This is a genomic window from Streptomyces sp. NPDC005302 (genome assembly GCF_040607345.1).
Classification (GTDB): domain Bacteria; phylum Actinomycetota; class Actinomycetes; order Streptomycetales; family Streptomycetaceae; genus Streptomyces.
On the sequence record NZ_JBEXGN010000029.1, the window covers coordinates 60,113 to 82,351 of the forward strand.

Genomic DNA, 22,239 nt, shown 5'->3' on the forward strand with positions numbered 1-22,239 from the left:
TGCCCGCCGGACCGGCGGGCAGGGCCCCTCACCTGTCGGGCCGCCCCGGTGCGGGCGGCCGTCCTCAGCCGACCGGCTGCGGCTGCGGTGCCGAGGTGTCCGCCGTGCTGCGCCCCGGCTGCCGCAGTAGCAGGGCGATCACGGCCGCCACCATGGAGATGCCGCCCGCCAGCGCGTAGGCGCCGTTGTAGCCCCAGGCCGCGACCACCATCGAGCCCAGACCGCCCCCGAACAGACCGCTGATCAGCTTGCCGCTGTACACCAGGCCGTAGTTGGTGGCGTTGTAGTTCTCGCCGAAGTAGTCCGGGGTCAGGGCCGCGAACATCGGATAGAAGGCGCCGCCGCCGAACCCGGACAGGAAGGCGAAGAACAGGAACAGCGCCTCGCTGTGGATGTCACCGGCCCAGATCACCCCGAACTGCGCGAGGCCGAGGACCAGGATGACGAACACCAGGCACTGCTTGCGGCCCCAGGCGTCCGACAGCCAGCCCACCACGCCCCGGCCGACGCCGTTGATGACCGCCATCACGCCCATCGACGAGGCCGCCACCAGCGGCCCGAAGCCCACCTCCTTGGCGAAGTCGACCTGGAAGGAGATACCGAAGATCGACACACCCGCGGTCATCACCAGCGCGACCCACATCAGGGGGAGCATCCCGGTCCTGATGGCCTCCTTGGGCGTGTACTGCTTCACCGCGGGAGGGTTCTTCGCGAGGCTCGCGGCTCCCTTCGCGCTGCCGCCGTGCGTCAGCGGGTCGACGTCCGCCGGCCACCAGTTCTTCGGCGGGTCCTTGAAGAAGAACGCGGAGGCGAACACGACGATCATCACGTAGCAGCCGATGAGGTCGAGGACCCGGTGGTAGTTCGCCGTGTCGAAGGCGTAGTTGAAGATGAAGATGAACGGCAGGGAGCCGTACGCGAAGCCGCCGTTGACGAACCCCGTCTTCGCGCCCCGGCGTTCGGGGAACCACTTGCCGACCATGTTGATGCAGGTCGCGTACACGAGCCCCGATCCGACGCCGCCGATGACCCCGAAGCCGAGGATCGCCAGCAGCACGTTGCTCAGGTGCGACAGGGCCAGGAAGCCGATCGCGCACATCACCGAGCCCAGGTACATCGCCCTGCGGGCCGTGAGGATGCCCCTCTCCCGCATCCAGCCCGCCGGGAACGCGATGCCCGCCTGGAAGAACACCCAGACACTCAGAATCCAGAAGGTGTTGCTCTGCGTCCAGCCGTGCGCGTGGGACAGGGTGTCCTCCGCCGAGCCGTACGCGTACTCGAAGACACTGATCGCCATCATGGCGGCCCAGGGCAGGTACACCATGAACTTCCGTGAGTGGCCGAGGATGTCACGGTCGGTCTCGCCGATCCGGTAGACGCGGCCCCGGGAGTCGGTGACCTCCCGGTAGGCACGCCGGGAGGCGCCGGAGTCGTCCGGCCGGTCCTTCGCCGCCATGGGTTCCGCCGTCATCACGCCATCTCCTCGCCGAGCGGGTGCGGATTGGGGACGATGCTCCGGGCCTGCGGTCGGCCCGGCGCCTTGAGGAACAGGGCCAGTACGGCGGACGCCAGTCCGACGGACCCGGCCAGGACGAAGGCGCCGTGGTAGTCCCACGCGCCCACGACGACGGCGCCCATGCCGGAGCCCACCAGGCCCGAGATCAGCTTCGAGCTGTAGACCATGCCGTAGTTGGAGGCGTTGTTGTTCTCGCCGAAGTAGTCAGCCGTCATGGCCGCGAAGAGCGGGAAGATCGCGCCGCCGCCGAAGCCGGAGACCATCGAGCAGAACAGGAAGAACGGCATGCTGCCCATCTGGCCCGAGACCAGCACCCCGAACTGCGCGGTGCCCAGCACCAGACACACGATGATCAGCGTGTGCCGGCGGCCCATCCGGTCGGAGATCCAGCCGATGACGCCGCGCCCGGTGCCGTTGACGATCGCCTTCAGGGACATCGCCGTGGCCACGATCCCGCCCGCGAAGCCCATGTCCTTGCCGAACGGCACCTGGAAGGCGATGCCGAAGATGTTGATCCCGGCCGTGCACAGCAGACAGAACCACATCATCCACAGAACGGGGGTACGCGCCGCCTCCCTCGGGGTGTACTGCTTCACGGCCGGCGGGTTCTTCTCCAGCGCCCGGCGGATCTTGGGGTCGTCCGACACCTTCAGCGGGTCCACGTGCGCCGGCCACCAGCCCTTCGGCGGGTCCTTGAAGAACCAGCCGGCCACCGCGACGATCGCGCAGCACAGCAGACCGACGCCCACCAGCACACCCCGGTAGTTGCCCAGGTCCATGTACGAGGTGAACAGGAACACGAAGGGCACGGAGCCGTAGGCGAAACCGCCGTTGACGAAGCCCGTCTTGCCGCCCTTGCGCTCCGGATACCACTTGCCGACCATGTTCACGCTGGTCGCGTAGACGAGACCGGCTCCGATACCGCTGCACATGCCGAAGCCGAGGTAGGCGACCGCCACATGGGGCGCGTACGCCAGCGACACATAGCCGAGCAGGGTGCCCAGCGCGCCCAGCAGCATCGCCGTACGGGCCGGCAGCCGGCCGCTCTCGCGCAGCTGCCCGGCGGGGAAGGCCACGGCCGCCTGGAAGAAGATCCAGACACCCATGAGCCAGAAGATGTGCCCGCTGCTCCACAGATGCGCGTCGTGCAGGGTGTCCTCCGCCGAGGTGAACGCGTACTCGGCGGAACTGATGCCCATCATGCCCGCCCAGGGCAGGAGGACCATCCACTTGCGTGTGCGGCCCATGATGGCGACGTCGGACTCGCCGATGCGGTACACCCGGCCGCCCGGGTCCGTCACCTCTTGATAGGGGACGGAGGTCGAATAGTCGGTGGTTGTCATGTCGGTCCAGCACCCCTTGCGTCGAAAGATCTGGTCAGCGCCCCCTGCCAAATGCCTTTCGTGCGCTCACGGGTCCCGGGGCCGGCCGACGCGCACCGTCGGCCGTCCCCGCGCACACTCATGTCATCGACGCGCCCCCCAACAGCAGGTACGGACAGGCCATCTCAGATCACCCCGGCGGACTTGAGCAGCCGCAGTTCCTCGTCGCCCAGGCCGAGTTCACCGATGTAGATCTCCTCGTTGTGCTCGCCGAGGAGCGGGGAGGCGGTGATCTCGACGGGGGAGTCGGACAGCTTCAGCGGGTTGCCGACGGTGACGTAGGACCCGCGTTCGGGGTGCTCGACCTCGACGACCATGTCGTTGGCGGCGAGGGAGGAGTCCTCGATGATCTCCCGGGTGGACAGGATCGGCCCGCACGGGATGTTCTGCGCGTTGAGCCGTTCCAGCACCTGCCACTTGGACAGCGTGCTGGTCCACTCCTCGATGAGCTGGAACATCTTGGCCAGCTTCGGCAGCCGGGCCTGCGGGGTGGACCACTCGGGATCGTCGGCGAGTTCGGGCCGGGCGATCAGCCGGGTCAGCGGCTGCCAGCCGGCCGGCTGGACGATGACGTACACGTAGTCGTTGGGCCCGCCGGGCGCGCAGCGCACGGCCCAGCCGGGCTGCCCGCCGCCGGAGGCGTTTCCGGACCGGGGCACCTCGTCGCCGAAGTCCTCGTTCGGATACTCGGCGAGCGGCCCGTGCGCGAGGCGTTGCTGGTCGCGCAGTTTGACCCGGCAGAGGTTGAGGACGGCGTGCTGCATGGCGACGTTGACCCGCTGCCCCCGTCCGGTGCGGGTGCGCTGGAGCAGCGCGGCGAGAACGGCGGCGACGGCGTGGATGCCCGTGCCGGAGTCCCCGATCTGCGCGCCGGTCGCCATCGGAGGCCCGTCCTCGAAGCCGGTGGTGGCCATGGAGCCGCCCATGGCCTGCGCGACCACCTCGTAGGCCTTGAAGGCGGTGTACGGGCCCTCCCCGAAGCCCTTGATGGAGGCGTAGACGATCCGCGGGTTGATCTCGCGGATCCGGTCCCAGGTGAAGCCCATGCGGTCGACCGCTCCGGGACCGAAGTTCTCCACCATGACGTCCGAGCGGCGGATCAGCTCGGTCAGGATCTGTTTGCCGCGCTCCGTCTTGGTGTTGAGCGTGATGCTGCGCTTGTTGCTGTTGAGCATCGTGAAGTAGAGGGAGTCGGCGTCCGGGATGTCCCGCAACTGGGTGCGGGTGATGTCCCCGCCCGGCGCCTCCAGCTTGACCACGTCGGCGCCGAGCCAGGCCATCAACTGGGTCGCCGAGGGACCGGACTGAACGTGTGTCATGTCGAGCACGCGGATGCCTTCGAGAGCCTTGGTCGTCACAGGTCACCTCACTTGTCCGTTGCCTTGGGCCGCCCTGGTGCCGCCGGTGGTCGGACCCCGCCCGGCACATTGCATACAGTCGACGAATACTGTATGAAGATTGTTATCCCGCATCCGCTGGGTGATGTCCAGAGGTCGCGCACCACTTTCAGGACGGGAGCCGAAACATGGACCTGTACGAGCACCAGGCGCGGGAACTCCTCTCGGAACACGGCATCTTGGTGCCACGCGCCGAGATCACGGACTCGCCCCGCGAGGCACGCGCCATCGCCCGCCGGCTCGGCGGACCGGCCGTCGTCAAGGCGCAGGTGAGGACCGGCGGACGCGGCAAGGCCGGCGGCGTACGGTTCGCGGCCGACCCCGCCGAGGCGGAGCTGATGGCCCGCCAGGTCCTCGGCACGGACGTCAAGGGCCATCCCGTCCGCACCGTGATGCTGGCCCAGCCCGTCGACATCGAGAGCGAGTTCTACGTCGCCTACGTCCTCGACCGGACCTCCGGACAGTTCCTCGCGGTCGTCTCCGCCGAGGGCGGCACGGAGATCGAGGAGGTGGCGGCGGCCCGGCCGGAGGCGGTGACCCGTGTCCCCGTCGACCCGGCGGAAGGCGTCACCCCGGCGAAGGCGGCCGGCATCGTCAGGGCGGCCGGACTACCGGCCCCGGCCGCCGACGTCCTCGTACGGCTCTGGCAGGTGCTGACCCGCGAGGACGCCATCCTCGTCGAGGTGAACCCCCTCGCCCTCACCGTCCAGGGCCGGCTCACGGCACTCGACGCCAAGATCACCCTCGACGACAACGCCCGTTTCCGCCAGACGCGTTGGGGCGAACAGGACGCTCCGCACGACGACCCCCTGGAGGCGTCCGCCGCCGCAAGAGGACTCACCTACGTGAAACTGGACGGCGAGGTCGGCGTCATCGGCAACGGCGCGGGCCTCGTCATGTCGACCCTCGACGTGATCGCGGGCTGCGGCGCTCGTCCCGCCAACTTCCTCGACATCGGCGGCGGAGCCTCCGCCCTGGTCATGTCCGACGGCCTCTCCGTCGTCCTCTCCGACCCGGACGTCAAAGCCGTCCTCGTCAACGTCTTCGGCGGTATCACCGCCTGCGACGCGGTCGCCGACGGCATCGTGCGGGCTCTCGACGCCGTGCCGCCCACCAAGCCGCTCGTCGTCCGGCTCGACGGCAACAACGCCGCGCGCGGCCACGCCGTCCTCGACGACCGCGCCCACCCCCTGGTGCACCGGGCCACCACCATGGACGACGCCGCCCGCCGCGCCGCCCACCTCGCCAACACCACGTGAAGGAGCGGGACATGGCCATCTTTCTCAGCAAGGAGTCCAAGGTCCTCGTCCAGGGCATGACCGGGGCCGAGGGCATGCGGCACACCCGCCGCATGCTCGCGGCCGGCACCGACGTCGTCGGCGGCGTCAACCCCCGCAAGGCCGGCCGCACCGTCCGCTTCGACGTCCCGCTGAGCCCCGCGGGCCTCGGCACGGCGCACCGGTCCGTCCCCGTCTTCGGATCGGTGCGCGAGGGCGTCGAGGCGACCGGGGCGGACGTCAGCGTCGTGTTCGTGCCGCCCGCCTTCGCCAGGGCCGCCGTCGAGGAGGCCGCCGACGCCGGAACCGGCCTCGTCGTCGTCATCACCGAAGGCATCCCCGTCCACGACACCGTCGCCTTCCGCGCCCACGCCGCCGAGCGGGGCACCCGGGTCGTCGGCCCCAACTGCCCCGGCCTGATCACCCCCGGACAGTCCAACGCCGGCATCATCCCCGCCGACATCGCCGGACCCGGACCCATCGGCCTGGTCTCCAAGTCCGGCACCCTCACCTACCAGCTCATGCACGAGCTGCGGGACATCGGCTTCTCCAGCTGCGTGGGCATCGGCGGAGACCCCGTCGTCGGCACCAGCCACATCGACTGCCTCGCCGCCTTCCAGGACGACCCCGACACCGAACTCGTCGTCCTCATCGGGGAGATCGGCGGCGACGCCGAGGAACGGGCCGCCGCCTTCGTCCGCGACCACGTCACCAAACCCGTCGTCGGCTACGTCGCCGGATTCACCGCCCCCGAGGGCAGGACCATGGGCCACGCCGGCGCCATCGTCTCCGGCTCCTCGGGCACCGCCCGGGCCAAGAAGGAGGCCCTGGAGGCGGCCGGCGTACCCGTGGGCGAGACCCCGACCGAAACGGCCCGTCTGGTCCGCGCCCGGCTGAACACCCCGGCGCGGCCCGCCTGAATCCGACGTGACCTCACTCATAGTCGACGTGAGGTGACTCCCGGAATGCGCGCCGCCTCACTACCTTCCCCTTACCCGCGCGACGCCTGTTCGCGCGGGCCCGGGCGACCTGCCGCACGGCAGAGGCCGGGCCCCCCGCCCCTGACTGTGCACCGAGAGCGGAGACACCCATGACCACCCTCGACCCCACCACCGCGGAACCCCGCAACTCCCTCGTCCTCAAGTCCGGAACAGCCTGGACCGACGCCTGGCGGCGCTGCCTCAGCGCCGCCCCCGAGGCCTTCCGCGACGACCGCGTCCTCAACCTCTGGAACGCCGCCTGGCAGCCGGACGGCCGGAGCCTGCCCGCCACCAGCCCCGTCGACGGCACCCCCATCGCGGGCCCGCCCCGCCTCGACGGCGCCACCGCCCGCCAAGCCGTCGGCGCGGCGCTCGACCAGCACCGCGCCTGGCGCCACGTGCCCCTCGCGGAACGCCGCGCCCGCGTCGCGGCGACCCTCGACGCCCTCACCGAACACCGTGAACTCCTCGCCCTGCTCCTCGTCTGGGAGATCGGCAAACCCTGGCGGCTCGCCCAGGCCGACGTGGACCGGGCGATCGACGGGGTGCGCTGGTACGTCGACGGCATCGAGCCCATGGTCGACGGCCGGACCCCGCTCGACGGACCCGTCTCCAACATCGCCAGCTGGAACTACCCGATGAGCGTCCTCGTCCACGCGATGCTGGTGCAGGCCCTGGCCGGCAACGCGGTCATCGCCAAGACCCCCACCGACGGCGGCGTCGCCTGCCTCACCCTGGCCTGCGCCCTCGCCGCCCGTGAGGGAGTCCCCGTCACCCTGGTCAGCGGCAGCGGCGGCGAACTGTCCGAGGCGCTCGTGCGCGCGCCCGAGATCGGCTGCGTCTCCTTCGTCGGCGGCCGTGACACCGGCGCCGCCGTCGCCACCGCCGTCGCCGACCTCGGCAAGCGCCACGTCCTCGAACAGGAGGGCCTCAACACCTGGGGCATCTGGAACCACACCGACTGGGACGCGCTGACCGCCGTCGTCCCCAAGCTCTTCGACTACGGCAAGCAGCGCTGCACCGCCTACCCGCGCTTCGTCGTCCAGCGCTCCCTCTTCGACGACTTCCTCACCGCGTACCTCCCCGCCGTCCGCACCCTGCGGACCGGCCACCCCCTCGCCGTCGAACACCCCGACGACCCCTTCCCCTCGCTCGACTTCGGCCCGGTCATCAACGCGGCCAAGGCCAAGGAACTCCACGACCAGGTCGCCGAGGCCATCGACCGGGGCGCCGTACCGCTGCACCGCGGCAAGCCGGCCGACGCACGCTTCCTGCCCGGCCAGGACACCTCGGCGTACGTCCAGCCCGTCACCCTCCTCAACCCGCCCCCGTCCTCGCCGCTGCACCACGCGGAACCCTTCGGCCCGGTCGACACCATCGTCCTGGTCGACACCGAGGCCGAACTGCTCGCCGCCATGAACGCCTCGAACGGGGCGCTGGTCGCCACCCTGTCCACCGACGACGAGGCGACGTACGACCGACTCGCCCCGCAGATCCGCGCCTTCAAGGTCGGCCACGGCAGGCCCCGCTCGCGCGGCGACCGCGACGAACTGTTCGGCGGCTTCGGCGCGTCGTGGCGCGGCGCGTTCGTCGGCGGGGAACTGCTGGTCCGCGCGGTCACCCAGGGGCCGCCCGGCGAACGGCTCCCGGGCAACTTCCCGGACCATCACCTGATGCCGTGAGGCGAGGGGCGGCGCCCGTGCCGGGCGCCGCCCCGATCGCGGCAGGCCCGCTACGCGATGCCCTGCCGGTCGGGCCGCAGCGCGAAAGCGCGGTCCGAGGGCTCGGCGACCGTGAGCTGCACGGCCTCCACCAGCAGGGTGCGGTGCCGGATCAGGGGCTCCCGGCGTTCCTCGGGAGCGACGAGCAGCAGGTCGTCGAGGCCGGCGACGAGACGCCGCGTCACCTGCGGACTGCCCACCGCGCACGCCCGGATCTCCGCGAACGCGAGATCGACCAGCTCCGTCCACCCGGGCACGGGCTGCACCAGCCGCACCGCCCCGCGCCGGTCGCGGTGCAGCGCCGTGTCGAGCGGCCGACGGACGACCGCGGACAGGAACTGCACGATGCGGTCGATCGCCTGGACGGCGGTGGTCGGGTCGTTCACCGCCGGCGACAGCGCCCGCAGCCCGATGTCGGCGAGCTGCCGCAGCCCGAACGCCAGGTCCTGGTGGAAGGTCCGCTCCACCCCGACGGTCACCGTGTAGCTCAGCGACCGCCGCGAGGGCGCGGCCCCTCCGTGCACGGCGAGCAGCGGCGTGCCCGGTACGACGAAGTCCCCGATCCGGGGAATCAGCCGCAGCACGACGTCCTGCTGCCGGGCCGCCCGCACCAGCCGGGCGATGTTCACGTCCCGCAGCACTCCGGCCCGTCCCTGATGGGCGACCCGCGCGGTCTCCGGCCCGAGCGCGTCCTCCTCGCCGGTCGAACGGGCCACCGGCATCTGCCCGACGACCTTGAACGCGTCCCGGGTGATGTGGTCGATGACATGGCTGATGCGCATGAGCCGCAGCGTCTGGTTCACGTACAGGACGAAGAGCAGCAGGCTCAGCCCCAGCATCAGGAGCGTCAGCACCGACTGCACCAGCGGGATCGAGGTCACCAGCCGTGCCTCGGCGTTCGACTCGTAGGAGGTGAGCACGAGGAGCGACAGCAGGAACGTCGCGAGGAACACCGCGAAGGTCGCCTTGGTGATCCGGCTCCGTACGAAGATCCGCACCACCCGCGGACTGAACTGCCCGCTCGCCATCTGCACGGCGACCAGCGAGATGCTGAAGACCACGCCGATGAAGGTCATCATCGCCGAGCTGACCGACGTCACCACGGTCTTGGTGTCCTCGGCCAGCTGCAGCAGGTTGTCGAGCGTGTCGTAGTCCCGCGACCGCTGGAGGGACTCCACGATCGCGGCGTCGATCGCGCCGGCCACCGTCCACACCACGAAGACGAGGACCATCGCCGCGGTGGGCGCGAACCAGAACGTGTCCCTCAGATGCTCCCGCAACGGCGACAGCGCTCTCGGCCGCCGCCCCTCCGGCAAGCCCCTGGTAGTCATCCAGTCACCCATGGTGAGACTGTAGGCGCACCCCCGTCCCGCCGCGCGGACCCGCTCCGAGGGCCCGGATATGCAGGTGAAGGGCACTCCGAAAGCTTGGTATTGTTGTCCATGTCGCCGCGGGGAACACCCCCGGCCAGGCGGCAGACACCTCGTCCGGGTGGCGGAATGGCAGACGCGCTAGCTTGAGGTGCTAGTGCCCTCTTATGGGCGTGGGGGTTCAAGTCCCCCCTCGGACACAGAGATCATCACAGATGGTGCAGACCGGAATCGGTCTGCACCATCTGTGTTTTCCGGGGGCGCTTCGCCCCCGGATACCCCGTCTCAGGCCCCCGGCCCCCGTTCCCACCACCAGACGCACGTGTCGCCCGGGACCGTCAGCCGGCCCTCCGTGTCCTCGTCCAGGGGGCCGCTGGACAGGGTCACGTCGGTGTCCCGGGGGAGGGGGTGGGGGGTGGGGGACAGGTTGGTCAGGCAGTGGAAGCCGTCCGGGCGGGTGAAGCTCAGGACGCCGGGGCCCTCCTCGGCCCAGGTCAGGGTCTCGGGGAGGTGGGTCAGCCGGGTCCGGCGCAGGGTCAGGGCCCTGCGGTAGAGGTGCAGGACCGAGTCCGGGTCCGTCTGTTGGGAGGCCACAGCGAGGCCGTCCCAGTCCGCGGGCTGGGGGAGCCACGGGGTGCCCGTCGAGCCCGCGGGGGAGAAGCCGAGCGCGGGTCCGCCGGCGGTCCAGGGCAGTGGGATGCGGCAGCCGTCACGGCCCCGGTCGGTGCCGCCGGAGCGGGCGAACGTGGGGTCCTGGAGAAGCTCGTCGGGCAGGTCCCGCACCTCGGGCAGGCCGAGTTCGTCGCCCTGGTACACGTAGACCCCGCCGGGCAGCGCCAGGGTGAGCAGGGCCGCGGCGCGGGCCCGGCGGCGGCCCAGCTCCGTGTCGCTCGGGTCCAGCAGCCGCTTGTCGGACATGTCGAAGGACGTGTCCTCGCGGCCGTAGCGGGTGACGTGCCGGATGGTGTCGTGGTTGGAGAGGACCCAGGTCGGCGGAGCGCCCACCGGTTCGTGCGCGGCGAGCGTCGTGTCGACGACGCGGCGCAGCGCCTCCGCGTCCCACGGACAGCACAGGATGTCGAAGTTGAACGCCGAGTGCAGCTCGTCGGGGCGCAGATAGCGGGCGAACTGCTCGGCGGTGGGCAGCCACACCTCGCCGACGAAGGTGCGCTCCCCGTCGTAGCCGTCGAGGATCTTGCGCCAGGAGCGGTAGACATCGTGGACGTCGTCGACGTCCTGGTACGGGAGATCGGCCGGGTCGGGGGCGGTGCCGACGTCGGGCAGGCCGGGCTTCTTGGCGAGGCCGTGGGCGACATCGATACGGAACCCGTCGACTCCGCGGCGCAGCCAGAAGTGCAGGATGTCCTCGAACTCGGCCCGCACCGCGGGGTGTTCCCAGTTCAGGTCGGGCTGCTGCGGCGCGAACATGTGCAGGTACCAGTCGCCGGGTGTGCCGTCGTCCTCGACGACGCGGGTCCAGGCGGGGCCGCCGAAGTACGACTGCCAGTCGTTCGGCGGGAGTTCGCCCCGCTCGCCGCTTCCGGGCAGGAACCAGAAGCGGTCGCGCGCCGGTGACGCCGGGCTTCCGGCGAGTGCCTCCTGGAACCAGGGGTGCCGGTCCGAGCAGTGGTTGGGCACGAGGTCGACGATGACGCGCAGGCCCTGCGCGTGCGCCTCGGTGATCAGGGCCTCTGCCTCTGCGAGGGTGCCGAAGACGGGGTCGATGTCCCGGTAGTCGGCGACGTCGTAGCCGCCGTCGGCCATCGGGGAGACGTACCAGGGGGTGAACCACAGGGCGTCCACGCCGAGTTCACGCAGGTACGGCAGCCGGTCGCGGGCGCCGGCCAGATCGCCGACGCCGTCGCCGTTGCCGTCGGCGAAGCTGCGGACGTAGATCTGGTAGATCGCGGCGTGTCGCCACCAGGGGGCGGCGGTACGAGGCGCGCGCTCGGTCACGTGGACTCCTCTTCGTTGCTTGCTGCGTGTGCCGGGTGGAGCTGGGCGGGCCCGGCCTGCGGGGCGTTGCGACCGGGCCCGCGTACGTGGGGGCTACCAGCCGGAGTTGCCGGAGCCGCGGTTGACGGTGAAGCCGCCGGCGAGGTTCAGGCCGCCGGACGCCGTGCCGGTCACGGTCACGCCGGAGAAGGTGCCGGAGCCCGCGGAGTTGATCTCGATGCCGTACGCGCCGGTCCTGTCGACGGTGAGGTCGGAGACGGTGAGGTTGCTGACGGTCTTCTGGTACGAGATGAGGACCGCGCTGTAGGTGGAGTCGAGGATGGTGTTGTCGGTGACGTTCACCGGGGCGGTGATGTCGGAGGCGTCGGCGTATATCCACAGCGCGCCGAACCTGCTCTGCCAGTTCGGTTCGTAACCGCCCGTCCTGGTCAGGGTGTTGTGGGCGACGGTCGTGGTTCCGCCGAAGGGCAGCGGAGCGGGGTTGAAGTTGCGGGTGCTGATCGCGATGCCCGCGGAGGCGGTGACCGTGTCGGAGATCAGGTTGTCCTCGATGCGGTTGTCGCTGCCGCCGTAGATCGCCGCTCCGTTGGCGAGCAGGGGGACCTGGACGGTGTTGAAGCGGTAGACGCAGTCGGTGACGGCCTGGGCCTCGGAGAACATCGCGAGCGCGTCGTCACCGGTGTTGCGGATGCTGGAGTTGGAGATCTCGGTGCCGGCGGTGCCCTTGTGGAGGTTGACGCCGTCGGCGAACGTGTCGCGGATGCGCAGGCCGCTCGCGTACAGGCCCGTCGTCGGGGCGTCGATCCACAGGCCGACCTTGGTGTGTTCGATCCAGACGTTCTGGACGGTGGAGCCGCTGCCGAAGTCGCCCTCGACGGCCGTGTCGAAGCCGGCGTCGTCCCGGTAGGTGACGTCTCCGGAGATGCTCAGGTCCTGGACGGTGTTGGTGCCGCCCTGGCCGAACAGGCCGCCCTTGCCGTTCTTTCCGCGGAGCACGGTGTACCACTCGCCCGCGCCGCGCAGGGCGACGCCGGTGAGGTTCACATGCCCGGAGATGTCGTAGGTGCCGGACGGCAGCCAGAGTCCCTTGCCCTGGCTCTTGGCGGTGCCGACGGCGGAGTTGAGCGCGGCGGTGTCGTCGGAGCCGTCGTCGGCGGTGACGCCGAGCGTGGTGGCGGAGACGAATCCGGCGGGCATGGCGTACGCGGCGGGCGCGGTCTCGGTCTCGGCGAGGTCGAGGGTGTACGAGGAGGCGGTGTCCGTCGCGTCCTTCTGGAACTTGAGCACGGTTCCGGCGGCCAGGGTGCTCGCCAGCCGGACGTGGACCTCGTCGAAGAAGTGGTGCCCGGAGCCCTGCGAGGGGTCGTTGGAGTAGGGGTAACCGCCGTACACCCAGCTGTATTTGGTGGTCAGGGTGACGTCGCGGAGGTGGCTGCCGGCGGCGTACAGGCTCAAGGGAGCCTCGTACGCGGTGCCCGAGGCGTTGTCCGGGATCGAGTACCGCAGGGTGAGGGCGTTGGCCGGCTTCGTGAGGGTGAACTGGACGTATTCGCCGGTCTGGTCGAGCACGACCGCCTTGCGGCCCGAGGCCTCCGACGCGATCGTGAGGTAGGTGCGGTCGGGTCCCGTGACGGAGCCGTTGGTGCTGCCGCTTTCCGCCTCGTAGGTGGTGTACGGGACGGTGGCTCCGCGGGTGGCGTTCGCGGTGGCCGCGGTGATGTTCAGGCCGTCCAGCTGGAGGTTGCCGTTGTCGCCCGATTCCTTGCGCAGGGTGAGGTTGTTGAGGCCGGCGCGCAGGGGTGCGTCGGTCGTCAGGCTCTGCCAGGCGCCGGAGGTGGCGGGCAGTGAGAGCCGGCGGACGGTGAGGCCGTTGGTGATCAGGGTGATCGTCGCGGCGGTGGCGTCGGGCGTGCGGTAGCGCACGTCGACGGGGGCGGTCTTCGCGTCGGCGGAGTTGACGGCGAAGGCCGCGCGGGCGCCGGTGGTGCCGAACCCGGTGAGGTAGCCGCTGCCGGTGTGGCCTGTCACGGAGGAGGCCTTGGCGGGGCCGCCGGAGGCGAACGCGTTCTCCGCCTCGTGCGTCACGCTCCCCGTGGGGGCGGTGGGCGTGGTGGGTGTGACGTTGTCGAGGTTGATGTTCCCGCTGTCGGAGGACGTGAACGTCAACGCGACGGTGTTGGCGCCCTTCTGGTAGGTCAGGGCCTCGTCGGTGGTGGACCAGGTGTCCCAGTTCGCGGTCGCGGGGAGGCTGATCTGCCGGACCTTGCCGCCGTTGACGTACAGGCTGAGCGTCATGCCGGCGGTGGTGCCGTTGGCGTACCGGATCTTGAGGGATCCGCTGCCCGCCACCGCCGAGGAGACGCTGAACGACGTGGACGCGGTGCCCTTGTGGGTGTCGGTGTAGCCCCCGACGTAGCCGGTGCCGGTGTGGCCGGGGTGTTCGGTCTCGGCGACGGCCCCGCCGGAGAGGACCGCGGACTCGGCTTCCAGGGTGCTGGAGGCGGCGTGGGCCCTGGGTGCGGCGACCGCGCAGAGCAGTGCGGCCAGCAGGGCGAGGAGCAAGGGGGGAACGAGTGCTCTGGTGCGGATTCCCGGTGATCGTGACATGGCGATCTGTCCTTCCGTCGGGGCGGCTCGCCCGTGGGGGTTCGGTTCGGACGGGAACGGGGCTGCCCGGTCGCGGGCAGCGCTCGGCCGGGAGGCGGGCCGAGGGGATCGGGGGGAGAGACGTGCCGGTGGGCGCGGGGTGCGGGTGTCAGCCCTTGAGGCTGCCCGCGGTCAGGCCCGTGATGATGTGGCGCTGGAAGACGAGGAAGAGCACCAGCAGGGGGACGGAGGCCATGACCATCCCGGCGAGGAGCTGGTTGGCGGGCATGAACTCCGCGAGGCGGCCCAGGGCGACGGTGATCGGCTGCTTCGAGGGCTCGGGCAGCACGAGCATCGGCCAGAGGAAGTCCTTCCAGACGCCCACCACCGCGAAGATGGAGACGACGGCCAGTACCGGACGGGACAGCGGCAGCACGATCGAGACGAGGACGCGGACCGGTCCCGCGCCGTCGATGCGCGCCGAGTCGAGGAGCTCGCCCGGGATCTGGTCGAAGAACCGCTTCAGGATGAAGATGTTGAAGGCGTTGGCCGCCCCGGGGAGCCAGAGGGCGAAGGGCGTGTTGATGAGGTTGACGTGCACGAGCGGCACGTCGGTCACGGTCAGATACGTCGGTACGAGCAGCGCCGACACCGGCAGCATCAGGGTCGCCAGCATCATCCCGAGGACGATGTTGCCGAGGGCCGGGCGCAGTTTGGACAGGGCGTAGGCGGCGGACACGTCGATGACGAGCTGGAACAGCCAGGCGCCCAGCGCGAGCAGCAGGGTGTTGAGGAAGTAGGTGCCGAGGCCCACGTTGGTCCAGGCGTCGGCGTAGGCCTCGGGGTGCCAGGTGTGGGGCAGCAGCGTCGGGTTCGGGTCGGCGAGTTCCGCCGAGGACTTCAGCGCGCCGGTCGCCATCCAGTAGAGCGGGAAGACGAAGGCGAGGGTGAAACCGGTCAGGGTGAGCGTGAGGACGGTGCGGTAGAGGATCCTGCCGGTGCGGCGGGACATCTCGGTGGGCGCGATCAGCGTGCGTTCGGCGGTGCCGGCCATGTCGGTTCCTCTCAGCCCTTGGTCCGGGTCAGCCGGAGATAGACGGCCGCGAAGGTGCCGAGCACCACGAAGAGCACGGTGCTCATGGCGCTGGCCATGCCGAAGTCGTTGTAGATGAAGGCGTAGCGGTACAGCAGGAGCAGCACGGTGACCGTCGCGTCGTCGGGGCCGCCGCCGGTCAGGACGTACGGCTCGATGAAGACCTGCATCGTCCCGATGACCTGGAGCAGCAGCGTGATCATCAGGATGAACCGCATCTGCGGCAGGGTCACGTGCCACAGGCGCTGCCGGATCGACGCGCCGTCGATCTCCGCCGCCTCGTACAGTTCGCCGGGGATGCCGCCGAGTGCCGCCAGGTAGATCAGCGTGGTGGTGCCCATGTTGGCCCAGGTCGAGACGAGGACCAGCGAGACCATGGCGAGGTGCTCCGACTCCAGCCACTGCTGCGCCGGCAGGTGCACGAACTCGAGCACGTTGTTGAAGAGGCCGGGGCCGGGATCGTAGAACCAGCGCCACAGCAGCATCGTCACGATCGGCGGGAGCATCACCGGCAGATAGACGGTCATTCTCAAGTACGCCCGCCCGTGGCGGAGTTCGTTCAGCACGACCGCGGTGAGGAAGGGGGCCGCGAAGCCGAAGACCAGCGCGAGCAGGGTGAAGTACCCGGTGTTGCGCCACGCGGTGACGAACAGGGGGTCCTCGAAGAGCCGCCGGAAGTTGTCCCAGCCCACCCACTCGGCGGGCTGCGCGAACGTGACCTGCTGGAAGCCGAGCAGCCAGCCGCGGACGATCGGGTACCAGGAGAACAGCGCGAAGCAGAGCACACCCGCGGTCAGGAACGCGTAGGCGACGAGGTTCTCGCGGACGCGTCGGCGCCGCCTGGTCGGGCTCGCCCCGCCCGGCGCGGGCGGACCCGCGGTCTTGTGGGCGGTGGGTGGCGCCGTCGGAGTGGGCTGCTGTCGTGCGGAGTTCGGGGTCGGGGTGAGGGGCTGCACGGTCATGTCATTTGACCGTGGCGAGTATCGAGTCGACCTTCTTCGCGGCGTCGGCCAGAAGGTGGCCGATGTCCGCGTTCTCCCGGGTGAGGACGGCCTGCATGACGCTGTCGAGGACGGTGTAGATCTGCTGGGCGTTCGGCGGTTCGACCTTCTGCGCCAGAGCGCTGTTGCGCTCCATGAACGGCTTGTAGTTCTCCTGCGGGACGGTGGCGTACCGTGCGTGGACCGCGTCCACCTTGGCCTGCGTCGTGGCCGTGTAGAGCCGGTCGAGCGGAAGGCCGATGGGCACGTCACCGCCCTTGGAGCGCTTGTCGTCGTGTTCGGCGCGGTCGGGGTTGAGGTACTTCCACTGGATCCACTGGACGCCGGCCCTGATCTTCTCGGGCGAGGCCTTCGGGTTGAACATGAAGCCGTTGCCGCCGCCCAGGGTCGCCGTGCCGGGCATGGCGGCGACGCCGAACTCGGCGTACTCGCGCTCGAACTGCTTGACGATGGTCGGGATGTTGTCGGGTCCCGCCATGTAGATGCCGAGCTTCCCGGAGCCCATCATCTTCTGGACGTCCTCGATCTGGAGCAGCTGCCGGGTGCCCATGCTGCGGTCGGTCCAGCGCATGTCGTGCAGATGGGTCAGCGCCTGCCGCCCCGCGTCACTGTCGAACGCGGCCTTCCAGCGGCCCCCTTGGCGGGTGGCGATGTCGCCGCCGAGTGAGTACACCCATGACGTGAGGTGCCAGCCGCCCTGGTTGTTCTTGCTGTAGTCGGCGTAGCCCACGATGCCGTCGCCGAGTGCGGTGATCCGCCGGGCGGCCTCGCGGACCTCGTCCCAGGTGGTCGGCGGCTTGTCGGGGTCGAGTCCGGCCTTCTTGAACAGGTCGCGGTTGTAGATCAGTCCGAGGGAGTACTGCCCGTTCGGGAGGCCGTAGATCTTGCCGTCGGGCCCGGTGAAGACCTTCTTGAACGCGGGGGCGATGTCCTCGACGTAGGGAACTCCCTTGAGGTACGGGGTGATGTCCGCGCCCTGACGGCGCTGGATGAGGCCGGAGGGGTCGGTGAAGTAGACGTAGTACACGTCCTCCAGCTGGCCGCCCGCGAGCTTCGCCGAGAAGGTCTTGGGGTCCATGTAGCCCTCGCGGGCGTCGATCCTGATGTCCGGGTGGCTCTTCTCGAAGTCCCTGACGTCCTGTTCGTACCACTTGCGGTCGACGGGCTGCGTCTTCGGCGGCATGCCGTTCACGGAGATCGTCACCTTGCCGCCCTTCCCCTCGGACGACGAGGAGCCGCCGCAGGCGGAGAGTCCGAGAGCGAGCGTCGAGGCGATACCCGCACCGACGAAGCCACGGCGGGAAAGAGAGTCGGCCATACGATCAGCGCCTTCCTGAAGTGAGCCCGGGGACGCCGGTTCCCGGGCAGCAGCGATGACGCAGACCGTAAAAGCTGTCACGCAAATCGTCAATGAAAGTACGCAAAAAATTGATCGCGCTGACGAAGTCGTGTGACGCGATGTCGTCAGCGGGGGCGGGCGGCGGTCGATCCGCGCACGATCAACTCCGTGCCGAAGAGCAGGGGTTCGGCCGGTGGCGGCTGCCCGTTGAGCTGGGTGACGAGGGCGGTGATCGCCGCGTCGGCCATCGCCTGCACCGGCTGCCGGGCGGTCGTCAGAGGTGGGTCGGTCGCGACCATGAACAGCGAGTCGTCGAACCCCACGACGGAGAAGTCGTCGGGCACCGCAAGGCCCTGGCGACGCGCTCCGCGGATCACGCCGAGCGCCAGGGCGTCGCTCGCGCACACCACCGCGGTGACGCCCTGGGCGGTGAGTTGGGGTACCGCCGTGGCGCCGCCCTCCATCGAGAACATCGTGTGCGCCACCCAGCCGTGCCACTCCTCGGGCGGCACTCCGCGGGCGCGCCAGAAGGCCGCGTACCCGGCGAGTTTCCTGGCCGAGGGGACGTGCCCGATCGGTCCCGCGACCAGACCGATCCGCTCGTGCCCCAGGGCCGTGAGGTGCGTCAACGCCTGTTCGGCTGCCTGCGCGTCGTCCGCGGAGACCTGTGCCGGACCGCGGTTCTCGTCGGCCGCGTTGATGAGCACCAGGGGGATCCTGCGGTCCCGCAACGCCCTGCTCTGCTCGGGTCCGGCGTCGGCGTAACTGGACCCGACGAAGACGATGCCGCCGATGTTCTGCCCCAACAGGCGCTGGATGTAGTGGGCTTCGGAGGACCCGTCGGCGGTGCGGGTGCAAAGGACGGCTATCAGTCCCTGTTTGTTGAGGCGTCCGGCGAGCGCCTCCGTGAACGCCGGGAAGACGGGGTTCTGCAGCTCGGGCACCACCAGGCCGACCAGCGGCGCGCGTTCGCTCCGGCCGGCCGCGGGGCGCTCCAGGCCGAGCACGTCGAAGGCCCTGAGCACCTTGTCCCGGGTGGCGGGCGCCACGACCGGACTTCCGCTCGCCACCCGGCGGACGGTCACTTCACTGACGCCGGCGAACGCGGCCACCTCGGAGAGTCTCGTTGTCACACGGGTACTGTACAACCGTGACCGCAAAACCGAATCAGATCTACGCAAGAAAGTGACAGTAATGCCGTGGGGGTGATCGGCCGGTGATCGGGGCGGGCCCGCATCCCTGTTCGCGGCCCGCCGTGCGGGTACAACCGACCCATGGCGCTTGAACGGTTCATCGGCATCGACCTCGCCTGGGCCCACGGCGGGGCCCGCGCCCGGCCGAACGAGACGGGTGTCGCCGTCATCGACGCGCGGGGCGAGATCATCGACTGCGGCTGGACCCGGGGGGTCGACGAGACGGCGGACCGGATCGCCTCGGTGGCGGGGGACGGCTCGTCGTCCCTCGTCTTCGTCGACGCCCCGCTCGTGGTGGACAACCCCTCCGGGCAGCGGCCCTGTGAACGGGAGGTCGGCCGACGCTACGGACGCTGGAAGGTGAGCGCGAACAGCACGAACCTGGCGTCCCCGCGGCTGGCCGGTGTGCTGCTCCTCGACCGGCTGCGATCGGCGGGCTGGAGGTACGACGACGGCCGGGGCGGACCGCCGGCCGACGGGGGCGCGCTGTCCGAGTGCTACCCGTACACGACGCTGGTGGGCGCGCCCGAGCTGGGCTATCCGGTGCAGCGGCCCACGTACAAGCGGCGGCCCGCGAGCGTGCCGACGGCGCGGTGGCGCGCGGTCCGGGCGGCGGCCTGCGACGAGTTGATCGCCCGTCTGACGGGCCTCGCGACGGCCGACCCTCCGCTGCGGCTCGCGTCGCACCCGGTCGCGCGCCGTCTGGTCGAGGAGCCAACGCCCGAGGCGGCCGGAGCGTACAAGCACCGCGAGGACCTCATCGACGCGCTGCTGTGCGCGTGGACGGCCTCCTTGTGGGCCCGTCATGGCCTGGCGCGCTGTCAGGTGCTCGGTCCGGGTGCGTCCGACGCCCGCGTTCCCGGGGGAGAGGTGGCCACGATCATCGCGCCCGCCCGGACGGAGCAGCGACGGGACGACGCCGGCCGGTGAACGGTGTCGGCGCCGGGCGGTGCGCGCGACGCCGAAGGGAGGTGCGCAGGACGCCGCTTGGAGGTGGGCGCCAGGCCGCCGACGGGACCGCCCGCCCCGCGGGGGCGGACCGTCGTCCGTCGCTGCGGTGTGCCGCCGGCGCGCGTACGCCGAGGGGAAGCGTTCGGGCGGCTCCGGCCGTCTGGACAGAAACGGCCGACGGTTCAAGAATGCTGGTTCCTGGATACCGTATGCACCATCCTGTACGTGTGTTCGCGCGATGTCCCTCCGCCCCGGAAGCCTGCTCGCGAGCCGCGCGGCCGGTGAGTGCGGGCCGAGGGCGCCGGAGTCCCAGGTCCACCGGGCGGAGACCCCCGGCCGGTCCACGCGCCGGCCGGTCCCTTCGGCCCGGTGACGCGTGCCTGTGGCGTCGTCGCGTGGGCATGCTCATCGACGCGGTACTCCTTTCGAACCCTGACCGGAGTGAGGTAGCCCAGCATGACTTCAGCACCCCGACTCGACTCGTCCATCGACGGTCCCCCCGGTGACGGCTCGGTCATCGACCGTCTCGTGGCGGCCAACCGCACCTATGCCGCCGGGTTCGCCGACCCGGGCATGGATGCCCGGCCCGTCCTGCGGGTCGCCGTCGTGGCCTGCATGGACGCCCGGATCGATCTGCACGCCGCGCTCGGTCTCCAACTGGGCGACTGTCACACCGTGCGCAACGCCGGAGGGGTCGTCACCGACGACACCATCCGGTCCCTGACGATCAGCCAACGCGCCCTCGGTACGCGCAGCGTGATACTGATCCACCACACCGGATGCGGTCTCCAGACCCTGACCGAGGAGTTCCGGCACGAGCTGGAGATGGAGGTCGGGCAGCGGCCGGCCTGGGCGGTGGAGGCGTTCCGCGACGCGGACCAGGACGTACGGCAGTCGATGCAGCGTGTACGGACCTCACCGTTCCTGCCGCACACCGATGACGTACGCGGCTTCGTCTTCGACGTCACCACAGGGCTGCTGCGGGAGATCGACCCCGGGGTCTGAGCCGGACCCCTTCACGCGCCGTCCCGGTGGCACCGTCCCCGCGGACGGCGCCCGGGGCTCCCACCCGACAGCCGGTCCCGGCGTCCGCGGTGTCCCGTCCCCCGGTGTTCCGTCCTGAGGTCCCCCGGCGCTTCCGTGCGGGCGTCCTGAACCGCCGTCGCCCGACGGCTCTCCGGCGGCGGGCGGGCCGCCTCGCCGCGCCTCCCCTGACGTACGCGTCGGGGGAGGCCGGACCCGCCGCGGCCGGAATCCCGCGTCTCGTCCTCTGGTGCACTCCGATGATGAGCGGCATACTGTATGCAATTCCTGCGGATGGGTGCCCCTGGCGTTCCCGTGGGAGGCCGGTCCGGTTTCCAGAAGGGGGTCACCCCGTGTCGTACCGCAGTTCTCTCTCCGCGGTCCTCGCCGACGTCGTCGCACCTGCCGCCGAAGTGACCGGTGGGCAGGGCCGGTTCCCGCGTACAGCCGTGACGGCCCTCGGGCGCGCGGGGCTGCTCGGCCTCACCGCCGCGGCGCCCGACGGCGGTGGCGGTCGGGGACGTGCGGAGGCCGCCGAGGTGGTGGCACGGACGGCCTCGGTCTGCCCGGCGACCGCCGCCGTCCTCACCTCGCACTTCGCCGCGGTCGCCGCCCTGAGCGTGTACGGGAGCGTCTGGCTGCGGGGTGAGATCGCCGCCGGACGGCATCTCGCCACGCTCGCCCTCGGGGACAGTGGCCCCGGTGAGCGTGGTCCTGCCGGGGAGGGGGTGGGTCGGTGGCCCCTGCTGCCGGGGGAGGACGGCCCGGCCGCGGTTCGATCCGGTGATGTCGTCACCCTGCGGGGCCGCCGGCGGGGCGTGGTCGCCGCGGGGGAGGCGGACAGCTATCTCTGGTTGTCCGAGGCCCTGGAGGTATCTCGACCGACGCGGCCGCAGGCTCCGTCGGGGTCTTCCCGGCGGCTCGCGGGCTGGGACGGCGGGACCCTGTGGGTCGTTCCGGCGCACGCCCCCGACCTGTTCGTCCCGGCGAGCCCCTGCGGCGGGGGCCCCGGCGGCAGCGGGACCTCGACCGTGTGCGCCGATCCGGTGCTCGTTCCGGCCGACGCGATGCTCGGACCGGACGGCGCGGGCCTGGAGATCGTCCTCGGCGTCGTGCGGCCCTGGCTGCTGGAACTGACGGACGCGATGGCCACAGCGGCGCCGAGAGCCGGGGAAGTGCCTTTGGGAGACGGGCAGTTGGCGGACGCGTGCCCGGCGGGTGGCAGGTCGGAGGGCGCACGCCCTGGCCGGGCCCCGTCCGTGGACGGCCGGTCCGGCGCGCCGGGTTCAGGAGAAGGCGGCCTCCGTGTTGGCCGCTCCGCCGGAACCCTCGCGCCGACGTGAAGCCGGCCGGGTGCCGGCTAGGTCGTTTCCTTTGGATCACCTTGCGGACCAGATGAAGATGGCGGCGAGGTGGAGTCCGGCGAGGTAGATGGTGGCGGTCTTGTCGTAACG

General features: G+C 70.7%; 16 protein-coding genes and 1 tRNA gene. 7 read left to right on the forward strand and 10 right to left on the reverse strand.

Annotated features, from left to right (window positions below; genetic code table 11):
• Window positions 1-64: 64 nt before the first annotated feature.
• The 3 genes from ABZT74_RS31215 to frc all read right to left on the reverse strand — a co-directional run bounded on the left by ABZT74_RS31215 (window position 65) and on the right by frc (window position 4,256).
• On the reverse strand, window positions 65-1,471 hold the full coding sequence (locus ABZT74_RS31215; RefSeq protein ID WP_356173825.1) for an OFA family MFS transporter: 1,407 nt from the start codon (window positions 1,469-1,471) through the stop codon (window positions 65-67).
• Window positions 1,471-2,859: an OFA family MFS transporter gene (locus ABZT74_RS31220; protein WP_356173827.1), complete on the reverse strand. Its 1,389-nt coding sequence runs from the start codon at window positions 2,857-2,859 to the stop codon at window positions 1,471-1,473. Before ABZT74_RS31220 ends, ABZT74_RS31215 begins: the two co-directional genes overlap by 1 nt.
• Window positions 2,860-3,023: 164 nt before the next feature.
• Window positions 3,024-4,256: a formyl-CoA transferase gene (gene frc, locus ABZT74_RS31225; RefSeq protein WP_356440431.1), complete on the reverse strand. Its 1,233-nt coding sequence runs from the start codon at window positions 4,254-4,256 to the stop codon at window positions 3,024-3,026.
• Window positions 4,257-4,423: 167 nt separating this feature from the next.
• Here frc and sucC point away from each other — a divergent pair, with 167 nt between their 5' ends.
• The 3 genes from sucC (at window position 4,424) to ABZT74_RS31240 (ending at window position 8,234) form a co-directional block, all read left to right on the forward strand.
• Window positions 4,424-5,554 (forward strand): ADP-forming succinate--CoA ligase subunit beta, encoded by a 1,131-nt coding sequence (gene sucC / locus ABZT74_RS31230; RefSeq protein WP_356440434.1) that lies wholly within the window; start codon window positions 4,424-4,426, stop codon window positions 5,552-5,554.
• Window positions 5,555-5,565: 11 nt separating this feature from the next.
• Window positions 5,566-6,492 carry a succinate--CoA ligase subunit alpha gene (sucD, locus tag ABZT74_RS31235; RefSeq protein ID WP_356440437.1) on the forward strand — a complete coding sequence of 309 codons (927 nt, stop codon included), beginning with the start codon at window positions 5,566-5,568 and terminating at the stop codon, window positions 6,490-6,492.
• 170 nt (window positions 6,493-6,662) lie between these two features.
• A complete protein-coding gene (locus ABZT74_RS31240) occupies window positions 6,663-8,234 on the forward strand; it encodes an aldehyde dehydrogenase family protein (protein ID WP_356440439.1) in 1,572 nt (523 codons plus the stop codon).
• 50 nt (window positions 8,235-8,284) lie between these two features.
• Here ABZT74_RS31240 and ABZT74_RS31245 read toward each other — a convergent pair whose 3' ends face one another.
• The gene (locus ABZT74_RS31245; RefSeq protein ID WP_356440442.1) at window positions 8,285-9,604 is read right to left on the reverse strand and encodes a DUF2254 domain-containing protein; all 1,320 of its coding nucleotides are present in this window, start codon (window positions 9,602-9,604) and stop codon (window positions 8,285-8,287) included.
• Window positions 9,605-9,758: 154 nt separating this feature from the next.
• Between ABZT74_RS31245 and ABZT74_RS31250 the strand changes: the two genes are divergently transcribed.
• Window positions 9,759-9,843: transfer RNA gene (locus ABZT74_RS31250), tRNA-Leu, on the forward strand.
• An 85-nt stretch (window positions 9,844-9,928) separates the two neighbouring features.
• On the opposite strand, the gene ABZT74_RS31255 is transcribed toward ABZT74_RS31250, so the two are convergent.
• The 6 genes from ABZT74_RS31255 to ABZT74_RS31280 form a co-directional block, all read right to left on the reverse strand.
• Window positions 9,929-11,599 carry a glycoside hydrolase family 13 protein gene (locus tag ABZT74_RS31255; RefSeq protein ID WP_356440445.1) on the reverse strand — a complete coding sequence of 557 codons (1,671 nt, stop codon included), beginning with the start codon at window positions 11,597-11,599 and terminating at the stop codon, window positions 9,929-9,931.
• A 93-nt stretch (window positions 11,600-11,692) separates the two neighbouring features.
• On the reverse strand, window positions 11,693-14,206 hold the full coding sequence (locus tag ABZT74_RS31260) for a CBM35 domain-containing protein (protein ID WP_356440448.1): 2,514 nt from the start codon (window positions 14,204-14,206) through the stop codon (window positions 11,693-11,695).
• Window positions 14,207-14,354: 148 nt separating this feature from the next.
• Window positions 14,355-15,239, reverse strand: coding sequence for a carbohydrate ABC transporter permease (locus ABZT74_RS31265; RefSeq protein ID WP_356173844.1), 885 nt, complete (start codon window positions 15,237-15,239; stop codon window positions 14,355-14,357).
• Between the two features lie 11 nt (window positions 15,240-15,250).
• Window positions 15,251-16,240: a sugar ABC transporter permease gene (locus ABZT74_RS31270; protein ID WP_356440452.1), complete on the reverse strand. Its 990-nt coding sequence runs from the start codon at window positions 16,238-16,240 to the stop codon at window positions 15,251-15,253.
• 1 nt (window position 16,241) lies between these two features.
• Window positions 16,242-17,597 carry an extracellular solute-binding protein gene (locus ABZT74_RS31275; RefSeq protein ID WP_356173849.1) on the reverse strand — a complete coding sequence of 452 codons (1,356 nt, stop codon included), beginning with the start codon at window positions 17,595-17,597 and terminating at the stop codon, window positions 16,242-16,244.
• A gap of 146 nt (window positions 17,598-17,743) precedes the next feature.
• A complete protein-coding gene (locus ABZT74_RS31280) occupies window positions 17,744-18,751 on the reverse strand; it encodes a LacI family DNA-binding transcriptional regulator (RefSeq protein ID WP_355874001.1) in 1,008 nt (335 codons plus the stop codon).
• A 141-nt stretch (window positions 18,752-18,892) separates the two neighbouring features.
• Between ABZT74_RS31280 and ABZT74_RS31285 the strand changes: the two genes are divergently transcribed.
• The 3 genes from ABZT74_RS31285 to ABZT74_RS31295 all read left to right on the forward strand — a co-directional run bounded on the left by ABZT74_RS31285 (window position 18,893) and on the right by ABZT74_RS31295 (window position 22,128).
• On the forward strand, window positions 18,893-19,741 hold the full coding sequence (locus ABZT74_RS31285) for a DUF429 domain-containing protein (RefSeq protein WP_356440455.1): 849 nt from the start codon (window positions 18,893-18,895) through the stop codon (window positions 19,739-19,741).
• Window positions 19,742-20,218: 477 nt separating this feature from the next.
• A complete protein-coding gene (locus tag ABZT74_RS31290; RefSeq protein WP_355873997.1) occupies window positions 20,219-20,767 on the forward strand; it encodes a carbonic anhydrase in 549 nt (182 codons plus the stop codon).
• Window positions 20,768-21,138: 371 nt separating this feature from the next.
• Window positions 21,139-22,128: an acyl-CoA dehydrogenase family protein gene (locus ABZT74_RS31295; RefSeq protein ID WP_356440458.1), complete on the forward strand. Its 990-nt coding sequence runs from the start codon at window positions 21,139-21,141 to the stop codon at window positions 22,126-22,128.
• Window positions 22,129-22,239 lie beyond the last annotated feature (111 nt).

Excerpts from the sequence above, each read along its gene's own strand:
- ABZT74_RS31285 (WP_356440455.1), top strand. The coding sequence starts at position 18,893 with ATGGCGCTTGAACGGTTCATCGGCATCGACCTCGCCTGGGCCCACGGC.
- sucC (WP_356440434.1), top strand. The coding sequence starts at position 4,424 with ATGGACCTGTACGAGCACCAGGCGCGGGAACTCCTCTCGGAACACGGC.
- ABZT74_RS31215 (WP_356173825.1), bottom strand. The coding sequence starts at position 1,471 with ATGACGGCGGAACCCATGGCGGCGAAGGACCGGCCGGACGACTCCGGC.
- sucD (WP_356440437.1), top strand. The coding sequence starts at position 5,566 with ATGGCCATCTTTCTCAGCAAGGAGTCCAAGGTCCTCGTCCAGGGCATG.
- ABZT74_RS31275 (WP_356173849.1), bottom strand. The coding sequence starts at position 17,597 with ATGGCCGACTCTCTTTCCCGCCGTGGCTTCGTCGGTGCGGGTATCGCC.
- ABZT74_RS31220 (WP_356173827.1), bottom strand. The coding sequence starts at position 2,859 with ATGACAACCACCGACTATTCGACCTCCGTCCCCTATCAAGAGGTGACG.
- ABZT74_RS31260 (WP_356440448.1), bottom strand. The coding sequence starts at position 14,206 with ATGTCACGATCACCGGGAATCCGCACCAGAGCACTCGTTCCCCCCTTG.
- ABZT74_RS31290 (WP_355873997.1), top strand. The coding sequence starts at position 20,219 with ATGACTTCAGCACCCCGACTCGACTCGTCCATCGACGGTCCCCCCGGT.
- ABZT74_RS31240 (WP_356440439.1), top strand. The coding sequence starts at position 6,663 with ATGACCACCCTCGACCCCACCACCGCGGAACCCCGCAACTCCCTCGTC.
- ABZT74_RS31270 (WP_356440452.1), bottom strand. The coding sequence starts at position 16,240 with ATGACCGTGCAGCCCCTCACCCCGACCCCGAACTCCGCACGACAGCAG.
- ABZT74_RS31245 (WP_356440442.1), bottom strand. The coding sequence starts at position 9,604 with ATGACTACCAGGGGCTTGCCGGAGGGGCGGCGGCCGAGAGCGCTGTCG.
- ABZT74_RS31265 (WP_356173844.1), bottom strand. The coding sequence starts at position 15,239 with ATGGCCGGCACCGCCGAACGCACGCTGATCGCGCCCACCGAGATGTCC.